13 protein-coding genes are annotated in these 16,435 nt (G+C 63.5%); 10 read left to right on the forward strand and 3 right to left on the reverse strand.

Annotation, left to right across the window (positions count from 1 at the left end):
* The first annotated feature begins 215 nt into the window (after positions 1–215).
* Positions 216–1,232 (forward strand): phenylalanine--tRNA ligase subunit alpha, encoded by a 1,017-nt coding sequence (locus tag ACQS5P_RS06860; protein WP_428940159.1) that lies wholly within the window; start codon positions 216–218, stop codon positions 1,230–1,232.
* Between the two features lie 27 nt (positions 1,233–1,259).
* Here ACQS5P_RS06860 and ACQS5P_RS06865 read toward each other — a convergent pair whose 3' ends face one another.
* Positions 1,260–2,873, reverse strand: a complete 1,614-nt coding sequence (locus ACQS5P_RS06865; RefSeq protein WP_428940160.1) for a M20/M25/M40 family metallo-hydrolase — start codon at positions 2,871–2,873, stop codon at positions 1,260–1,262.
* A 50-nt stretch (positions 2,874–2,923) separates the two neighbouring features.
* Here ACQS5P_RS06865 and ACQS5P_RS06870 point away from each other — a divergent pair, with 50 nt between their 5' ends.
* From ACQS5P_RS06870 to ACQS5P_RS06885, 4 genes are all read left to right on the forward strand, one after another.
* A complete protein-coding gene (locus ACQS5P_RS06870) occupies positions 2,924–3,541 on the forward strand; it encodes a DUF2179 domain-containing protein (protein WP_428940161.1) in 618 nt (205 codons plus the stop codon).
* Positions 3,542–3,615: 74 nt separating this feature from the next.
* On the forward strand, positions 3,616–4,941 hold the full coding sequence (gene moeB, locus ACQS5P_RS06875) for a molybdopterin-synthase adenylyltransferase MoeB (protein WP_428940162.1): 1,326 nt from the start codon (positions 3,616–3,618) through the stop codon (positions 4,939–4,941).
* A 47-nt stretch (positions 4,942–4,988) separates the two neighbouring features.
* Positions 4,989–5,237 (forward strand): DUF433 domain-containing protein, encoded by a 249-nt coding sequence (locus ACQS5P_RS06880; protein ID WP_428940997.1) that lies wholly within the window; start codon positions 4,989–4,991, stop codon positions 5,235–5,237.
* Positions 5,234–5,614, forward strand: coding sequence for a DUF5615 family PIN-like protein (locus tag ACQS5P_RS06885; protein WP_428940163.1), 381 nt, complete (start codon positions 5,234–5,236; stop codon positions 5,612–5,614). The genes ACQS5P_RS06880 and ACQS5P_RS06885 overlap by 4 nt, the downstream gene beginning before the upstream one ends.
* Positions 5,615–5,625: 11 nt before the next feature.
* On the opposite strand, the gene ACQS5P_RS06890 is transcribed toward ACQS5P_RS06885, so the two are convergent.
* Positions 5,626–7,065, reverse strand: a complete 1,440-nt coding sequence (locus ACQS5P_RS06890; RefSeq protein ID WP_428940164.1) for a sigma-54-dependent transcriptional regulator — start codon at positions 7,063–7,065, stop codon at positions 5,626–5,628.
* A gap of 306 nt (positions 7,066–7,371) precedes the next feature.
* On the opposite strand from ACQS5P_RS06890, the gene ald reads away from it, so the two are divergent.
* The 3 genes from ald to ACQS5P_RS06905 all read left to right on the forward strand — a co-directional run bounded on the left by ald (position 7,372) and on the right by ACQS5P_RS06905 (position 9,842).
* Positions 7,372–8,499 (forward strand): alanine dehydrogenase, encoded by a 1,128-nt coding sequence (ald, locus tag ACQS5P_RS06895; RefSeq protein WP_428940998.1) that lies wholly within the window; start codon positions 7,372–7,374, stop codon positions 8,497–8,499.
* A gap of 2 nt (positions 8,500–8,501) precedes the next feature.
* Positions 8,502–8,828 (forward strand): tetratricopeptide repeat protein, encoded by a 327-nt coding sequence (locus ACQS5P_RS06900; protein ID WP_428940165.1) that lies wholly within the window; start codon positions 8,502–8,504, stop codon positions 8,826–8,828.
* A 69-nt stretch (positions 8,829–8,897) separates the two neighbouring features.
* Positions 8,898–9,842: a metallophosphoesterase gene (locus ACQS5P_RS06905; protein WP_428940999.1), complete on the forward strand. Its 945-nt coding sequence runs from the start codon at positions 8,898–8,900 to the stop codon at positions 9,840–9,842.
* Positions 9,843–9,888: 46 nt separating this feature from the next.
* On the opposite strand, the gene ACQS5P_RS06910 is transcribed toward ACQS5P_RS06905, so the two are convergent.
* Positions 9,889–12,951, reverse strand: a complete 3,063-nt coding sequence (locus ACQS5P_RS06910; protein WP_428940166.1) for an autotransporter-associated beta strand repeat-containing protein — start codon at positions 12,949–12,951, stop codon at positions 9,889–9,891.
* Between the two features lie 267 nt (positions 12,952–13,218).
* Between ACQS5P_RS06910 and ACQS5P_RS06915 the strand changes: the two genes are divergently transcribed.
* Both ACQS5P_RS06915 and ACQS5P_RS06920 read left to right on the forward strand, forming a co-directional pair.
* The gene (locus tag ACQS5P_RS06915) at positions 13,219–14,271 is read left to right on the forward strand and encodes a LacI family DNA-binding transcriptional regulator (RefSeq protein ID WP_428940167.1); all 1,053 of its coding nucleotides are present in this window, start codon (positions 13,219–13,221) and stop codon (positions 14,269–14,271) included.
* A 116-nt stretch (positions 14,272–14,387) separates the two neighbouring features.
* Positions 14,388–16,415: a PEP-CTERM sorting domain-containing protein gene (locus tag ACQS5P_RS06920; protein ID WP_428940168.1), complete on the forward strand. Its 2,028-nt coding sequence runs from the start codon at positions 14,388–14,390 to the stop codon at positions 16,413–16,415.
* The last annotated feature ends 20 nt before the right edge of the window (positions 16,416–16,435 follow it).

The following is a 16,435-nucleotide window of genomic DNA, read 5'->3' on the forward strand; positions in this document are numbered from 1 at the left end:
CGGGTTTTTGAACAGGCGGCGGTTGAGCTGCGTGGGGCGAAGCCGGTTGTTGCCCGGCGGCGTCTCTGGCGGTTTTGGACAGTCGCGGAAGCCTGGACAGATCCATCGCGCCTCCCTGTCAAGGAGTTGGGGGGTGTCCGGGTCAAGCGGCTTGACCCGTGCCGCGGGGGCTTGAACAATGCTACCCCACAAACGCAACGCCAGAAAGGCAAACCATGGCAACAGCGGAAACCGTTGAGCAGATCTTCGAGCAGATCGACCAGGTTCAGCAGCAGGCCGACGCTGAACTGGCCGCAGCCAGCTCCCCGGCGGAGCTGGAGCAGTTCCGCATCCGTTTCCTGGGCGCCAACGGACTGATCAAGAACCTGATGAAGCTGCTGGGGCAGGTTCCGCGCGAACACAAGCCCGCCGTCGGACAGCGCGTCAACGCCCTGAAGGATCGAGTCAGCGCAGCCTACGAGCAGCGAAAGGCCCAGCTTTCCCAAGCCGCCCCGGAGCTGACCGGCGGCATCCTTGAAGACGTGACCGAGCCGGGGCTGCGCCCCCGGATCGGCAACAAGCACATCATCATGAAGGTGACCGATGAGCTGACCGAGCTTTTCGGGCGAATGGGCTTTTCGGTCGCCTCCGGGCCGGAGGTCGAGGATGAGTTCCACAACTTCATTGCGCTGAACATCCCCGCCAGCCATCCGGCGCGCGATCCGCTGGACAACTTCTATCTGGAAGGGTCCAACATGCTGCTGCGCACGCAGACCAGCACGGTGCAGATCCGCGTGATGGAGACGCAGAAGCCGCCGATCCGGGTGGTGATCCCCGGGCGGGTGTATCGCCCGGATACTGTGGACGACACCCACCTGTTCATGTTCCACCAGCTCGAGGCGCTGGTCGTGGACAAAGGCGTGACGATGGTCGATCTGAAAAGCACCATCATGCAGTTCGTTCACGCCTACTTCGGGCAGAACACCAGGGTGCGCTTCCGCCCCAGCTTCTTCCCGTTCACCGAGCCGTCGGCCGAGTGCGATGTCTGGTTCGAGGACAAGCAGCGATGGATCGAGCTGGGCGGCTGCGGGATGGTGCATCCGAACGTGCTCAGCGCCTGCAAGATCGACCCGGAGATCTACACCGGCTGGGCCTTCGGCTTCGGCATCGAGCGGATCGCGATGCGCAAGTACGGGATCAACAACATCCGGCTGTTCGTCGAGAACGATGTGCGGTTCCTGAAGCAGTTTTAATGTGCCGCTGCCTCGTGTTCATTGCGGTTAGACTTCGCGTTGATCAGCGGCGCCCACGACTTCGCGATCACAAGGCCGTGATGCCGGCGGCAGCAGCCACAGGCCCAGGACCATCGGGACGAGCATCAGGTGCGCCATGCGCAGGGTCAGGCCGAGAAAGGCGATGTAGATCGCGGGGCTGAGCAGCAGCACGATCAGCATCGACGCGAGCATGGAGAAAAGCCAGGAAGACCGCGGCCAGTTGCGCGCCGGAGGCAGCGTTTGTGACGCCAGACTCAGCGTGGCCAGCAGCGTCGGCCAGGTCGTCAGGTAGCTGCCGCCCGGCGCGAGCATCACGAATACGAAGTTGAGAATTGTCCAGACGATCAGCGCGGCGGCGTTGATTTCGGCGCAGCCGGTACGGCGGAAGATCCGCCGCATGCCCGCGGCCGTCAGCATGGCCAGCAGCGTGTAGCCTGCGATCGTCACATCGGCCAAACGCTCCAGTCGCACGTTGTGCGTCAGTTTCACGATCCCCCAGCTCAACGCCACGGCCAGGAGGATGTTGATGAGTATCATGCCCAGGCCGACCAGCACACCGCGCCCTCGAATCCGGCTGCGCCGAACCGCTCCGGCGAGCACGACCGCCGTCACGATGCCCAGCCCTATCGCCAGCAACAACGCCCAGCGCATCGGATACCGCACCACCGCAAGCGACAACACGTCGAAGTAGACCGCATCCTCCGTCCCGGGCAGATGTGTCAGATCCATCGTCGCCAGCGCCCGGCCCAGCGCCAGTGCCTGCAATCCGTGATGCCGCATGCTGGCAGGGTCCAGGCGTTGGATGTCATCGGTGCTGCGGTGGTAGTTGGCCCAGTCGTCGATGAACGCGAAATTCATCCCCTGCATCTGCGCGTGGCGTTGGAAGACCGTGAAATCCGTGTCGTTGGGCAGGCGCCTGTACACGTCGAATGTGAACGAGCTGCAAACCGGGTGCGGTGCGACCCGCGCCAGCAGGTCGATCAGCCAGCCGTTGCCTGCGGTGGTCTGGAACATGATCGATGGCCCGCTGGAACCTCGCCCCTCGAAGTTGAGCACGACGGCGACATCGCTGGCCCAGGGATGCTCGCGGACGAAGACTCGCGCCCCCAGCAGCCCGAACTCCTCGGCGTCGGTGAAGAGGAAGATCAGATCGTTGCGCAGCGGCTGCTGTGCCAGGATTCTTGCCACTTCCAGCAGCGCCGCCACCGCCGCTGCGTTGTCGCCGGCGCCGGGCGCGCCGGGGACGGAATCGTAATGCGCCACAAGCATGACCGCGCGATCCGTCTGCCCGCTTCCGCTGCGTCTGGCCATCACGTTGACCAGATCGACCTCATTCTCGTATCCGCTTCGACGGCGCAGCACCTTCTGGCGAGACGGTTGCGTCTGCACCTGGTATCCGAAAGATTCAAGTTGTGCGATCAGGTATTGCCGCACCAGGGCCTGTCGTTCTGATCCGGCCGGATGCGGCTCGGCGGCGATGATCCGCAGATGAGCCATCGCATGGGCGGTGGAAAAACCGAGCGAGTCCACCCCCGGTGGGTGCAGCCGCCATATGGCCAGCGCCACGCTCAGCGCCAGCAGCGTCCATCTCGTCGCTCGCTGCACACGCAGATCGTTCATGTCTCCGGGCACAGCATCCCGAATCCTCACCCCGCGATCAATATCCGGCCATGGGCGACGAACTGGCACAGTGGACTTCCCCGCGCCGCGGCGCACAATGCCGCGCCATGATCTGGGATGCGCTTGCTGGATTCGGATTGATCTTCGTGTTGCGTCTGGGCGACGTGCCCATCGGCACGTTGCGCACGATGCTGATGATCCAGGGGAAAAAGGCCGCGGTGTTCGGGCTGGCCATTCTCGAATGTCTGATCTGGGTCCTGGCGATCAGCCGGGTGCTGTCGCCGCAGACCCTGAACGATCCGTTCCGCATCGCCGGGTATGTGCTGGGCTTTGCCACCGGCGTGATTGTGGGCATGACGATTGAAGACTGGGTTGCGGTGGGCACGCTGCTGGTGCGAATCATCAGCCGCACCCATTCCGAACCGATCCGCCAGAGCCTGCTCGACAACGATTTTGGAGTAACGGCGGTCGATGGCCGTGGCCGCGAGGGACCGGTCATGGTCCTGTTCGTGGTCTGCCCGCGCAGGCGGCTGCGCGAGTTGCTCAAGACGATCGAGGCGATTGACCCCAACTGCGTGGTGACCTTCGACACGGTGACCCCCGCGCTGGGCCACTTCCACGGCGCCAAGGAGCGTCAACTGGCGAGGGCCGAGTCGCAGCAGAAGTAATTGCATCCCGGACTCAAGAGGGTTTTGTTCCCGGCAGCATTGGCGGCTAGTATTGGGCTGCAAGGAGAAACATCATGACCGTTTGCGACGCGCCGACATCCTCCAACAGTACCCAGCCCGTGACACAGCTAAGCTCTGAGCAGATCAACCGTTACAAGCGCCACCTGATTCTGCCCGAAGTGGGCATGGAAGGACAGAAAAAGCTGCTGAACGCGCGGGTGCTGTGCATCGGGGCCGGCGGGCTGGGATCGCCGATCTCGCTGTACCTCGCCGCCGCGGGGGTCGGGACGATCGGGCTGGCGGACGTGGATGTGGTCAGCCCCTCCAACCTCCAGCGGCAGGTGCTGTTCGGCATCAGCACGATTGGGCAGGACAAGGTCGCCGCCGCCGCCAAACGGCTGAAAGACCTCAACCCCGACGTTCGCGTCGTCGAGCACAAGACGATCGTCAACAGCTCCAACGTGCTGGAGCTGATCAAGGACTACGACATCGTCATCGACGGCACCGACAACTTCCCGACGCGCTACTGCGTCGGCGATGCGTGCGTGCTGGCCAGGAAGCCCAATGTCTATGGCTCGATCTTCCGCTTCGACGGGCAGGTCACGGTCTTCGCGCCGCACCTGAAGAACCCCGAGACCGGCGAGCCCGGGCCGTGCTATCGCTGCCTGTACCCCGAGCCGCCGGACCCCGGCTCCGTGCCAAGCTGCGCTGAAGGCGGCGTGCTGGGCGTGCTGCCGGGCATCATCGGCACCCTTCAGGCCAACGAGGTGATCAAGCTGATCCTGGGCGTGGGCAAGCCGGCGATCGGCAGACTGCTGTACTTCGACGCGATGGACTTCGATTTCCGGCAGTTCAAGCTGAAGCGCGATCCGAACTGCCCGGTGTGCGGCGATCATCCGACGATCACCGCGCCGATCGATTACGAGCAGTTCTGCGGAGTGCCTGCACTGGATCCCAAGTCCCTGGAAGAGACGCGACGCGAAGTGCTCCAGGCGCAAAGCGGAAGCACCAGGCCGCAGCCCGCCGCAGCCGATCTGGATGAGCGCGGGCTGCCCAAAGACTACAAGTTCAAGCCCGAGTGGGAGATCACCCCGCGCGAGGTCAAGGCGATGATGGACCGCGGGGAGAAGTTCGTGTTCATCGATTGCCGGCTGCCCAACGAGTATCAGATCACCCACATCGAAGGAACCAGGTTGATCCCGCTCCAGCAGATCGGCACGCGGTTCAACGAGATCAAGCAGCACGCCAACGAAAAGGTCGTGGTCCACTGCCGCAGCGGCCAGCGATCGCTTCAGTTCGTGCAGATCCTGCGACAGCATGGGTTCAAGGACGCGCGGAGCATGGCCGGCGGAATCCTGCTGTGGAACAAGGACATCAACCCCGGCGGGCCGCAGTACTAGAGACGCTGCCAGCCGCCGTCTCGGCAGCCGCTTTTGTACAATTCAAGTTGACCCGCGAACAACTGCTATCGCGCATCTCGATTGATCCGAACCGATGCTTCGGCAGGCCATGCATTCGCGGCCACCGCATCTGGGTTTCGCTGATCCTGGATTTGTTGGCGTCGGGGATGACGATCGACCAGGTGCTGGCGGAATATCCGCAATTGGAGCGAGCAGACATCCTGGCATGCATCGCGTACGGCTCGGAAATGGCGCGCGAACGCTATGTTGAGATTCCGATCGAGACCAAACCGTGAGACTCAACCTCGATGAGAATCTCGGCAAAACGTGTGTCCAGGTGCTCGTGGCCGATGGGCATGACGTGGCGACTGTGGCGGATCAGGCCATGACGTCGGCCACAGATCGCGAATTGGCCGAGACATGCCAGCGAGAAAACCGCGCGCTGGTGACACTGGATCTGGACTTCTCCAATCCGCTGCTGTCTCCGCCCGGCGAACATCCCGGCATTGCTGTCCTGCGGCTGCCTGCCACGCCGTCACACCAGCATTTTGTGGCGGTGGTGCGTACCTTTGCGGCCGCATTGAAGCATGAGTCCCTCACTGGCCGCCTGCGGTCAGTGGAGTTAGGACGGATTCGCATTTACCAACCGCCTGCCGCTTCCTCAGGCGAATAGTCGCGAACAGTTCAGTTGCTCTGCCCCACGTCCAGGCGGTAGCGGCGCATCTTCTTGTAGAGGGTGGTGCGATTGATGCCCAGTTCGGCGGCGGTGGCCTGGCGGTTGTAGTTGTTCCGCCGCAGCGCCGTCTCGATGATTCGCCGCTCGGGGATCTCCAGCGCCACCGCCAGGGGCATCGGCTGATCTTCATTCTCGGCCTTGAAGATCGCATGACCGTTCGATCCCGAGCTTGCGGACTGCGGCGCCAGTCCCTGCCCCGCGGTGATCGTCTCGGGCAAATCCTGAACATCGATCTGCGGACGGCGGCACAGCACGACGGCGCGCTCGATGGCGTTTTCCAGCTCCCGCACGTTGCCCGGCCAACTGTAACGCTGCATCGCCTCCATCGCCGCCGCCGTAAACCCCAGAATCTCCCGCCCGGTCTGGTTGCGGAACTGCTTGAGGAAATGCTCGGCCAGTCGCGGGATGTCTCCCAGACGTTCGCGCAGGCTGGGCATGCGGATCGTCACAACGTTGATGCGATAGTACAGGTCCTGGCGGAACTTTCCCTCAGCGACAAGCTGAGCCAGATCGACATTCGTCGCCACGATCACGCGCGTGTCCACCGTCTTGGTCTGCGTGCTTCCCACCGGCTCGAAGGTCTTCTCCTGCAAGACGCGCAGGAGCTTGACCTGCATGGCCGGCGAGGCGCTGTTGATCTCGTCCAGGAAGATCGTTCCCCCGTCGGCGGCCATGAAGCGGCCCTGCTTGTCGGCGATGGCGCCGGTGAAGCTGCCCTTGACATGTCCGAACAGTTCGGATTCCAGCAGGTTTTCCGGCAGCGCGCCGCAGCTCACTTCGATGAACGGCTTGTCGCGCCGAGGCGAACGATAGTGAATCGCCCGTGCCAGAAGCGATTTGCCCGTGCCGCTCTCGCCTGTCATCAGCACGGTGGTCTTGCTGTCGGCGACTGCTTCGACCAGGTCGAAGATCCTGAGCATCTTGTGATCGTGACCGATGATGTTTTCCAGTCCGTAGCGCAGATCGAGCTGCTGGCGGAGGGTCTGATTCTCGAACAGCAGCGCCTGCTGGCGGACGGCCTTTTCCACGACCACGCGAATCTCGTCATCGACAATGGGCTTGGTCAGATAATCGAACGCGCCCATCTTGGTCGCCTCGACGGCGCCTTCGATCGACCCGTAGCCGGTGATCACGATGACCACCACGTGAGGGAACCGCCGCCGCACGTCGCGGAGAAACTCCGACGGAACGATTCCGGGAATGTTGATGTCCGCCAGCAACAACTCGAACGATCCGCCTTCGAGCTGTGCCAGAGCGTCGTCGGGGCGGTCGGTCGTCTTCACTTCATATCCCTCGCGGCGAAGAAACTGCGAGAGGGATTGGAGCATGATGCGATCCTCGTCGAGGATCAGCAGTCGTGGCTTGTGGGATGAATTGGCCTGGATCATGGTGCGCAAAAGTCCGGTAACCAGGGGACGTTTGGCCCGGTTGTTGCCGGCGGACAACGCCGGGACACGCATGCGTCCCGGATTCTGCATCGGCAGGAACGGATGTTGAGCGTAAGCAACATGAGCCGGCGAGTGGCGGTGAGCGTGTTTCGACTGTCGCGCCGGCGGAGGATATGATGAATGCATCAGGCCGCGACGCGGCTTATCGGACTGCCGGCGACCCCGGTTGCGGGCGTGGCGGCTGAGCTGAGCGGTCCGGCGGTTCGCCGGCGCGGCAACAACACGAAATGGAAGGATGGTTGCTCGATGCGCATCGGGGTGCCCAGGGAGATCAAGCCTGACGAATATCGCGTCGCGATGATGCCGGTTGGCGTCGAGCTGCTGGTCAAATCCGGACATGAGGTGATGGTGGAAAGCGGCGCCGGCGTCGGCAGCGGCTTCGCCGACGAAGCCTACGCCCGCGTCGGCGCCAAAATCGTGCCCACCCACGAGGAGGTCTTCCGCAACGCCGACATGATCATCAAGGTCAAGGAACCTCAGCCGCAGGAGATCAGTCTGTTTCGTCCCGGGCAGATCGTCTTCACGTACTTTCATTTTGCGGCGGATCAGGCGCTGCTTCAGGCGTGCCTGGAAGCCGAAATCGTCGCGATTGCCTACGAGACGATCCACGACAAGAACGGCCGGCTGCCCTGCCTGACGCCCATGTCCGAGATCGCCGGCAAGATGTCGATCCAGGAAGGCGCCAAGTATCTTGAAAAACCGATGATGGGACGGGGGATCCTGCTGGGCGGGGTTCCGGGAGTCGCTCCGGCGAAGGTGGTGATACTGGGTGCCGGGGTGGTGGGGACCAACGCCGCCAAGGTTGCCGCCGGCCTGGGCGCCAACGTCGTGCTCATGGACATCAACCTCGACCGCCTGCGCTATCTGGATGACGTGATGCCGGCGAACGTGGCGACGGTTTTCAGCGACATTCACACGGTTCGGGAGCACCTGGCAGAGGCAGATTTGGTGATCGGCGCCGTGCTGATTCCCGGCGCCAAGGCGCCGCGCCTGGTTACCCGCCAGGACCTGGTCAGCATGAAAAACGGCGCCGTGATCGTGGACGTGGCGATCGATCAGGGCGGGTGTGTGGAGACTTCGCGGCCGACGACTCACGCCCAGCCGACTTTCGTCGTCGAGGGCGTTGTGCACTATTGCGTGACGAACATGCCCGGAGCCGTCGGTCGCACCAGCACGATTGCCCTGTGCAACGCGACGTTGCCGTACGCCCTGAAGATCGCCAACAAGGGCTACGAGCGCGCCGCCGAGGAAGACCCGGGCTTCGCCCTGGGCATCAACCTGGTGTGCGGGCGGGTGACCAATCCGGCGGTGGCCGAGTCGTTCCACATGCAGGTGCAGCCGATCCGGGCCGCGTCGCGGCGAGTAACGGTGTAGTGATGTCCAAGGAACCTGCCAGCGACAGGCTCGACCAGCTTCTGGCTATGCTTGGGCGTCAGCCCGGCGATCCGTTTCTGCTGTACGCCGTCGCCATGGAGTACAAGAAGCGGGGCGAGAGTTCGCTGGCCATCGAGTACTTCAACCGCACTATCGAAGCCGACTGCAATTACTGCTACGCCTATTACCAGCGCGGGCAGGTGCAGCAGCTTGCCGGGCAACTCGAGCAGGCCAGGCTGTCGTATCGACAGGGCATTCAGGCCGCCGCTCGCGCCGGCGATGAACATGCACGCGCCGAGCTTGAGTCGGCGCTTCAAATGATCGAATGAACCATGAGAGTCGGATAGACGCCGCAGGATCGGCCAACCGAACTCCGAAATCCGTACAACGTGCCTGGTATGGTTGATGCCTTCGTGAACTATCTGAAGACTCCTGAATGGAGACGGCAGCATCGCTGGCGCAAGGCGATCTGGAACACGATGGCGCGGGTCGGACTGACCGGCGTGCATGCCCTGCCCCTGAACCGCCGATGGGTCGAAATACACCGTCGAAAAATGCCGCTTCGGGGCCTGGATCCGGCCTACACGGGCCTGAAACTCGTCCAGATTTCCGACCTGCATTACAGCCCGGTGGTCTGGCAGCGATACCTGATCCAGTACCTGATGTGGGTCAACCAGCTTGAGCCGGACCTGGTGGTCGTCACCGGCGACCTGATCACCGGCGGGTATCGCTTTGCTCACCGCATCGCCACGATCCTCTCGCACCTGCACGCGCGCGATGGCGTGATCTGCACGTTCGGCAACCACGATTACAGCATCTACGGCAAGAACGGTTCGCCCGAGGGCCGACGCCGCGCCGACTACCTGGAAAAGTGTCTGGAGGATCGCGGGCTGATTGTGTTGCGCAATGAAGTTCACGTGCTGCGTCGCCAGGGCGCTGCTGCGCCACTGGTCATTGTCGGACTGGACGACGAATGGTCCGGGCACATCGACCCGCAGCGTGCATTCCGCGGCGTGGATCCGAACCTGCCGATCATCTGCCTGAATCACAACCCTGCCAACGCGCGGCAACTGCTGCAATATCCCTGGCAATGGATGCTCGCCGGGCACACGCACGGCCGGCAGGTGGCCACCAGCCGCATCGGCAAGGCGCTGTATCCGCAGCGATACCGGCTATACACGCACGGCTACTACAGCATCGAAGGCCGGCATCTGTATGTAAACCGGGGGCTTAGCTACGGACAGCGAATCCTGGAATGGTGTCGCCCGGAGGTCACGGTCTTCAAGCTGTTGCCTGAAGCGGACCAAGCTCGTCCAGGCGCTGTCAGCGCCAACGGCGAGTGAGTATTCGGCTGCACGAACGGAGTGGACCGGGCCGACGCGAGCTGCGTCAGCCGCTCGTGCGTCGGCGGCGGGCAGTGATGACCATGCCCAGTCCGAGCACGCCCAGCGCGGCAGGTTCGGGCACGGAGATCTGCCCAAGCCCGACGCCCGAAAGCGCCTGCTCGAACGTCATCGCAAGCGGGATGCTCACACCCGCCTGCCAGTTGCTCGCCAGGGCACTCAGGTCCGCGATGTCGATGAACCCGCTGTAGTCGAAGTCGCCGGCGGCCCAGTGGCCGCTGGACTGCCACGCGCCCGCCAGGGCTGCCAGGTCACGGATATCCACCCGTCCGTCCAGATTCGCGTCGCCGTAGTACGTATAGGCGATGCTCACCTGCTGCGCTGATGCGTTGTCGATCCAGCCAAGGCCCCTGGCCGGATCGGAAGCGTTGCTGGTGCGGATCTGGCCAAGGCTGAACTTCGTCGCCTGATCGTAACCGGCATCGAGGATCGAGAGCACCTGAGGCGCGATGGTGATGCCGGTGTCGGAGTAGTCCAGGATGAGCCAGCCGCCGATCACGTCCGCGCCGCCCGCGTTCAGCACGCGGCTCTTTGCCCCGCCGGCGAGCACAAGCCGGCCTGCCTGCACCGTGGTCAGCCCGGTGTAGCTGTTGCCGCTGTTGCTGAGCGTCAACGATCCGGCGCCGACCTTGGTGATGTTGACGATGCCCGGGGTCGCGTTGGTACCGTCGGTGATCGTGCCGGCAAAGCTCGTCGAGAGGCCAAGCGCTCCGATCACGTATGTGGTCTGGCCAGTGCCGTTGGTCGAGCCTTGTAGCCGCGTGGATGCACCGCCCATCAGCGCGCCCAGGTGCACGGTGCCATCAAAGATGGTGCGGATCGTGCCGGTTGAAGTGCCCAGATCAAAGATCGCCGTCGGGCTGCCGCTGGAGCCGATGCGAATGTTGCCCGTGCTGCTGCCGAGGCTGAAGGTGCCGCTGAAGTTGCTCAGGCTGCCATTGATGGAAAAGTTGCTGGCGCCCGAGGAGCTGTTGCTGATCAGGAGCCTGGTGCCGGCGGCGCCTGAAATCGCGCCGTTGTAGGTCAGCCCACCTGCGGTGATCGTGACCGTCGCGCCGTTGACAAGTTCCAGCGGCGTGGCTGCGCCGCTGGTGCTGATCTGTAGCGTCGTGCCGTTAGCGGCGCGGATGACGCCGGTGCTGCTGTTGGCGGCAGTGGTCGCAAGGATGAGCGTGCCAGCATTGAGATTGATCGCGCCGGAGTAAGCGCTGTTGACGCCCCCGAGTGTCAGGGCGCCGTTGCCGGTCTTGGTGAGCGTTCCGATTCCACTCAGTCCGCCGGTGATCGAGCCGGAAAAGCCATTGGTGTCGAAAGTAACCGACCCGCCGATGGTCGTTGGCACGGCGATATTGATGGCGCCGGTGGCACGAAACGTTCCGCCATTGAGCACGAGCGATGCCGTGCCCCCGCCGGAGACGATCGGTCCGGTCTGAAGCATGCCGCCATTGAGGATGAGCACCCCTGACTTTCCGGTTGCGCCCAGGACGAATCGCCCGGCGGAGACCGTGCCGCCGCCGATCGTCAGCGAACCGGATGCGCCGGATCCGATCAGTGCCGTGTCGAAAACGTCGAGCGTTCCACCACTGACGATGCAGGCGCCATCGAGATTGGCGTGACGTGCGAAGGCGTTGCCCGCAGCGTGAGTCACGCCGTTGACCACAACCGCCGTGGTGGCGAAGTTCGGCACCGATCCGCCCCAGGTCGAGCCACTGCTCCAGGCGCCGCCCCCGCTGGCAGTGCGGGTCATCCCGTAGCCCCCGAGTTCATTGAGGTACTCTTCCAGGCGGGTGTACCCGGCGGCGTTGAGGCCTTTCCAATCGGTGTTGCTGGCGGGGTTCAATCCCCTGGACATCTCCCAGTTGTCGGGCATGCCATCGTTGTCGGTATCAACCAGCCGGGCTCGCGGATTCAGATACTGCGGATCCGTGCCATAGTTCGGGAACAGGTCGCTGTCGCGCACGATGACCCCGCCAAGCGTCCCATACGACGCCACCTCCTGCGCCAGCCTCCTGTCCACGGCATCACGGGTGATGTTCGGCCCGAAGTTTTCGATGACAAACTGCACGGCCTGCTCGGCCGTCATCGACGCGGTGCTGGGAAAGGCATGCGGTGCGGAAACAACCGTGGCACCGGGGTAGCTGCTGTTCAGCGTGCCGTCAAGCACGCCGTCCCTGTCGCCATCGACCCAGTTGTCCGCAGCATAGATGAAGAAGCTGCTGGTGCCGCTGGCGAACGGCGAGCTGCCATCGACCGGACCTTCGATGAAGTAGTTGCCGATCACGTTGGCATGCGAGACGGCCGACGTGTCGCCCATGATGTAGCCGGAGGTTTCGTAGCCGTAGACTACATTGTTGATGAACTCGTTTTCGCCGCGCACCTTGGGGTTGCGAGTGACATTGTCGGCCCAGAGGCACTTGATGATGCTGGAGCGGTTGCCCTCGCCGATGGTAAGCAGTCCGCCTGTGCTGTGACCGACCACATCCAGCCCCTGAGAGATGGCGGTGTTCTGAATCGTAATGTTGTCGATGATCTGGCCGGGGTCGGGATTGATGTCGAACGTGCCATCCACGCCCCAGGTGATGGACATATGGTCCCAGATCATGTTCTGCCCGCGCACCAGCGAGGCGGCGTCCTGGCGGCCCTGCGAGGTTCCCAGCCGAATGCTCCAATAGCGGCTGATGAGGTTGTTGGCCCCGTGGAACGCCACACGGTTGTTGTATACGCCAATGCCACCCGGTGCGGTCTGGCCGGCGATGTAGATGTTGCTGGCGACGGTGACGACGCTGCTGAGGTTGATGATCCCACCGACATCGAAAACGACGTATCGGTTCGGCTGACTGAGCGCATCGCGAAGCGAGCCGGAGCCCGAATCGTTGAGGTTGGTGACATGGTAGACCGTTGCCGACGAGAGGTTTGCCCGCGGCCCTGTAGCGAAACGCCCGAAGCCTTCAGCTTCCGGAAACGCCAATACCTGAGCCGACGCGATCGATCCCCTCATCAAGCCCAGCGCCGCGGCGACCCAGCCCAGCCGACCAGCTCGAACGTGCACGTGTCCTCTCCTTTGGCGATGCATCCAGGGTAACTCAGACCTGCCGTGAAGGTACTACAGTCGTTGCGCCCGCGGTACCCAAACGACCTCAATTTTGCGGCAGCGTTTTTTGATTTTGCGTCATAACCACCACCATTCGTTGGCGCTTTTTCAGGATTTTTCTTGACATGCTTTGGGCGGGTTATCACAATCGATTGTGTTGTTAGCACACTCGATTGTGACGCGGTTGCGCAAAGCCTGGGCACCCAGGTTGCGGAGGACCAAGCGGTGAGTCGGGTCACGCTGCGGGACATCGCCGAGCATGTCGGGGTGGATCGCAGCACCGTCTCGCGCGTGCTGTCCAACAAGGCCGCCGAGGGGGGGATCAGCGTCGAGCTGGCCGAAAAAATCCTGCTCAAAGCCCGGGAACTGAACTACATCCCCAACGTCTCGGCGCGGGCGATCCGCACCGGCCGGTTTCACTGCGCGGCACTGCTGATGAGCACCGTCGCAGGACGAAGCTACCTGCCCAGTCGGCTGTTGGATGGCATCCACGATGAGCTGGCGACGGAGGACATGCATCTGGCGGTGGCCAAGGTCCCTGACGCCAAGCTCAACAGCGCCGATTACGTGCCCAAGATCATGCGGACGCTGATGGCCGACGGCGTGATCATCAACTACACGCATCATCTTCCGGAACATCTGGTGGAGATCGTCCAGCAGCGTCAATTGCCAGCGGTGTGGCTGAACACGGTCCGGGAGTCCGACGCGGTGTATCCGAGGAATCTCCAGGCCGCGCGGGAGATGACCGAGCGGCTGATTGCCGCCGGGCACCGGCGGATCGCGTACATCGACCTGTGCCACGGGCGCGGCTCGGTCGCCTCCGCCCACTTCAGTGCCGCCGACCGCGCCGCCGGTTATGCCCAGGCGATGCGGCTGGCCGGTTTGCCGGCGTGGGTGGTCCATCCGGATCAGGACTGCGTGGACTTTGCTTCCGAGGTTGCCTTTGCCCGACAGTTCCTCGCCCGTGCGGACCGCCCCACGGCACTGGTGTGCTATTTTTCGATTTTCGTGCCGGCGGTGTTGCGGGCGGCGGCGGAACTGGGAATCCGTGTGCCGCAGGAGCTGTCGATCGTCTCGTTCGCGGCCGAAGATCTGCGCGAGCACGGGGTGACCGTCAGCGCCATGATCGAGCCGCACTACCGCATGGGCCAGGAAGCGGTGCGGACGCTGCGCAGCAAGATCGATGCGCCTTTGAAACCTGTCCCCAGTCGCATGCTGGATTTCATCTGGCACGACATGGGGACTTGCGTGGCGCCTGCGAAACAGGTCGCGAAGTAGAACAACGGGACGGGTGGGCCGTGCCCGCCCTGCCAGGCCCGATCACGTCAGTTTCGCATCCAGGGTTGCTCCGCGCCGCCGCGAGCCGCGCGGACACAAGACGGAGGAGAAGAACGATGGGTAGGAACATGCCAAGGTTGCCGAAAGAAGCTCTTGCGCTCGCCGCCGCAGGAGCGGTCGCCGCTCTGCTGGCCAGTGGGTCACGGGCCGGGCAGATCTCCACGATGGAGGGAGATATCAACTCCGTCCATCAGCCCCCGGGCACTGGCGAACCCAGCGCCTACACTTGGGGCGACAGCTTCGACGCCAATCAGGTCGATCATTTGCCTTCGACGATCGGCGTGACCGACGGGCTGGGCAGCATGAACGTTCACGACCCCGACGGCGGGTTTTCCTGGGGCACGCAGTACATGCTGAATGACCCGGACAACCAGCCGCGCTACATCGACCTGACCACCAGCACCAAACTGCTGATGGATATCTCCACGCCCGGAGGCAACCCCAACCTGCCGACCTATTCCGTTGGCTTCGGGGCGATCAATTACGCATTCGGCAGCCCGCAGTTCCCCAACGGACTGTTTTTGGACAGCTACAACATTTCCGGCGGCGGGAACTTCTACCAGTTCGCATCCGGACCGGCCTCTCAGCCCGAGCTGACCACGCAAACCTACGTCTGGGATTTCGGGCGGGAGATGACTGCCAACGGCGTGCCGCTGTGGGCCGGACTGAACGGCTATGTGATTCTGCACTTCAACAGCAATTCCCCGGCGGGGATACCGGCGGATTACTACTACGACCACCTGCGGGTGGTGAACGTGGACTACACGTCGCGGCCGACGTGGCAGGGCGCCGGATCCGGCGCCTGGACCGACGCGGCCCGCTGGGCCAACGGCGTGCCCAACGCCGTGGGCGCGCCAGTGATCTTCTACGGCGCCGGCAATGGCAGCGTGACGCTGAACTCCGCCGTCACCGTCGGCTCGATCGTCTTCGATTCGCTTCGCACCAGCTATGACGGCAACGACGGGATCGGCAGCGGCATCCCCGGCATCGGCGCCGACGCGAGCATCACCGCGCCGGACGACCCGGACATGGCCCCGATCGTCAACTACACCATCTCCGGCACCGGAAGCCTCACATTCGATGTCAACAGCGGGCTGGCGGAAATCTATGGAATCGTCGGCAACCACAACATCAATGTGCCGGTGACGGTCAACGACAACCTGGACATCGACATGGCGGCGGGATTCGGGCCGGACAACAACTCCGGACTGCCCGGCGGGGGCCGGTTCACCAATGCACCGCGACCGTCAGTGACGTTCGGCTCGACAGTGACGCTGGCGGCGGGCACGACGCTGCGGACGCGCGGGCTGGGAACCGTGACCTTCGCGGCGCTGCGAGGCGGAACTGGCGCATCGCTGGTGGTCAACGGCGGCGTGACCGTAATCTCCAGCAAGCCCACCGCCAACCATCCCTCGGGCACCAGCGTGGTTTCAAACCTCACCGTCGTGCCGGCGGCAAGACTGGACCTGAACAACAACAGCCTGATCGTCAGCGCCGGCTCGCTCTCGGCAATCACGGGGCTGATCAAGACCGGCCTGGAGAACGGCGGCGCGTTCGACTGGGGCGGCAAGGGGATCGGCTCCACCAAGGCCGCCGAGCAGAACGCCACCGCCGGCAGCTTCCTGTATGGCTTGGGCGTCGTGCTGAATGACCTGGCTCAGGTTGGCGGCAGCGGGCCGATCTACACCGACTTCGCCGGTGTCAGCGGCCTGGTCGGCACGGAGGTGCTGGTGAAGTTCACTTACTTCGGAGACGCCGACCTCAGTGGCTCGATCGACGCCACCGACTACTCGCTGATCGACAACGGGTATGTCAACACGTTGAGCGGCTGGATCAACGGGGACTTTGACTACTCGGGTGTGATCGACGCGACGGACTATGCCCTGATCGACAACGCGTACGTCAATCAGGCCGGTCCCTTGGCCGAGGCACTGATCGCCGAGCACGCACGGATGTTCGGTGGTGAATATCTCGCGGCGCTTCGTGCGATTCAGTCGGGCGTGATTCCCGAGCCTGCGTCACTGAGCGCGACGCTGGCCGCGGCGGCCGGGGCGCTGAGGCGTCGGCGCCGCATCGGGCGGTGATGAGCCGAACCATGTTCGTG

The sequence above is a fragment of the Fontivita pretiosa genome (assembly GCF_050410795.1).
Classification (GTDB): domain Bacteria; phylum Planctomycetota; class Phycisphaerae; order Tepidisphaerales; family Tepidisphaeraceae; genus Fontivita; species Fontivita pretiosa.